A 2,430-nucleotide genomic window follows, 5' to 3' on the forward strand; every position below is an offset into this window, starting at 1 on the left:
TATCAATTTTCATCAGTGTTTGTTTCCCTCAAGTTAACCATCCTTTCATACTGTTGCTATTGCAAACTTTCAGCGGCTGTTACCGGCTAGTTGTAATGATGCAATGGTTATTAGATCCGTAGGCATTTTCATAGATTGCTGCGTATCTATAAATCCGGTAAATCCTGGTTCAGAGGCTTGTTTGTATGACCAATTCTTCTTTTCCTTATATGTACTGAAGTACCCCGGCTGTAATTAGTTTTCCGGTTGTTTGTATCTTTGACGAATATTTAGTATGTTTTGTGTGGGGGCTGTATTCATGTAATATAACCCCATTCGAAGAAGACCATTACAGGGAAAATCGTTATAAATTTATGGCAACGAGGACAGTTGTACACAAAGAAATTATTATAAAAGGCCGGGTGCAGGGAGTAGGATTCAGAGCTAATGCAAAGCGGGTAGCTGATTCAATGCATATAAACGGACAAGTAAAAAATCTGTTGGATGGAAGTGTGTGGATCCTGGCGGAGGGAACAGCAGGAGAAATGGAACAGTTTATTGCATGGTGCAGGTCGGGGCCGGCAATGGCTGCAGTGAAGGATCTGGAGATCACCGATGGTGATGTACAAAATATCAAAGGGTTTACTATCCTTTATTCATAAATCCCTGGTCCGGTAGCGGCAGGTGCTTCGTTACCTATGCCAATCAATCGCAGATAAAGTTATCCGTGACCGGCAGACAACGGGCGCAAAGAAATTTTACGGAGCGACGCAACTGAATACAACCGTGAAAATTTCTTTGCGCTTTTGTCATGCATGATTATTAATTAGTGCTGGTGTACTTCTTTTGAAAAGACTTGTCCAGCGCCGCTTTCGGAACAACAATTGTAATGGTGTTTACTGCGAAATAAGCCTCAGATACATTTATATATCCGCCGAAAGGACTGGAATTTTTACCCCATGAGTTTTTTACCAGGAAGAAGGTTTTACCTTTTGGCGATTTCTCAATACCGGTAATGTGCATCAGGTGATCATCCTGTGTGATCAGCTCTTCATATAGCTTTTGCCGTGAATCCTGCGTGTAAGCGGGTTCTGCTACATCCGGATCGATACTGTCTTTTTTCAGTGTTATTTCCGGGGAAGGAAGCAATGCAAATCCTTTGCTGCTGGCAAACCCACGATTGCTTACGTCTGCATCCCACAACACAGTATAGCCTTTTTGCAGGGCTGTTTCTGTGATACCGGTAAGTTCTGCCAATGGTACGTTGTAGTAGGCGCCATTGGAGAAATTGTCTGGTACCTCAATGATGAAGGGCTTGTAAAAGGGATGATGCGTAAAAGAGGTCAGGAAAACATAATCATCTTCATTGAATTTTACCACTTCTTTTGCAAAGCTTTGCGGCGTATAAGTTTTACCGTTATATTCAAAGCTGGCAGGAGGGGCGCCCATGTAATCGTCAAGAATACCTGTAAACTGTGTTACCCAATTGTCTGGTACCGGAGACACCTTAATGATGCTGTCAAGATACTTTTTCATGGTTACCACCATTTCCGAGTGGTTATGAACAGTGGCATTACCTTTTAAACCGCTGTAAACGCTTTCCGGTTCAATGCCATAAGCGGCAATAGAATGGATCACATCGTGAGCCAGTCCGCCTTCATCGAAACGGGCAAAGCCCTGGCGGCGCACATAGTTTTTAGCCTTCTCAATGTAAATATTACGGGCGGTGAACATTTCAGACAGATCCAGTTCGGGCAGTCCTTTGCGTAAGCACTCCGACTCTACCATGGAAGTAGAGGAGAACGACCAGCAGGTGCCGGTCATGCCCTGGTTTTTAACCGGGGTAGCCGCATTGATCTTGCCGTTGCCCAGATTGCTGATTACAACGCCCTTTTCCTGTGCACCTGCCGCAATGGCGGCAAGCATGGCAAGAGTTAAACAAAATGCTTTCATATACGATCTCATTAAATAATTAACCTAAAGATAAGTGAACCCGTATAATAAAAAATACCATTACCGTATGAACGGTAATGGTACGGATGCAATCTGCAATAGAATGGCAGTAAATCAGTTTTGCGTATTGGAACTGGAGCTTTGCAGGGTAATTTGCTTTCCTTGCAGGTATTTCTGGTATTTGTTCACCACATTGTCCGGCTGTTTAACGCCGTTGATAAACAGGCCATTTTCATTTTTCTCCAGCTTATAGCCTTTTTGTGTATCAAGGAGCTTGTCCGCCTCCATTTGAGAGATCATTTCTTTATAAAAAGCCTGGGTGGTCCTGACTCTTTCCTGAGCTTCTTTTGCTCTTTTAGCCCCTTCCTCTGCTCTCTTAGCGCCTTCTTCGGTTCTTCTTGCAGCCTCTTTTGCTCTTAACTCAGCAATTTTGGCCTGTTCAGCGCCTTCTTTTGCTCTTAGTTCCCCTTCCCGGGTTCTTTTGGCATTTTCCCTGTC

At 43.7% G+C, this 2,430-nt stretch carries 3 protein-coding genes; 1 reads left to right on the top strand and 2 read right to left on the bottom strand.

Annotation, left to right across the window (positions count from 1 at the left end):
- Nucleotides 1-353 precede the first annotated feature (353 nt).
- Nucleotides 354-641, top strand: a complete 288-nt coding sequence (locus VN105_RS07440) for an acylphosphatase (RefSeq protein ID WP_325639443.1) — start codon at nucleotides 354-356, stop codon at nucleotides 639-641.
- A 160-nt stretch (nucleotides 642-801) separates the two neighbouring features.
- Here the strand turns inward: VN105_RS07440 and VN105_RS07445 are convergent, their stop codons facing one another.
- Nucleotides 802-1,932, bottom strand: a complete 1,131-nt coding sequence (locus tag VN105_RS07445) for a C1 family peptidase (protein ID WP_325639445.1) — start codon at nucleotides 1,930-1,932, stop codon at nucleotides 802-804.
- Between the two features lie 114 nt (nucleotides 1,933-2,046).
- Nucleotides 2,047-2,430, bottom strand: a 384-nt coding sequence (locus tag VN105_RS07450; protein WP_325639447.1) for a hypothetical protein, incomplete at its 5' end; no start/stop codon positions are given.

Source organism: Chitinophaga sp. (assembly GCF_035564935.1).
Lineage (GTDB): Bacteria > Bacteroidota > Bacteroidia > Chitinophagales > Chitinophagaceae > Chitinophaga.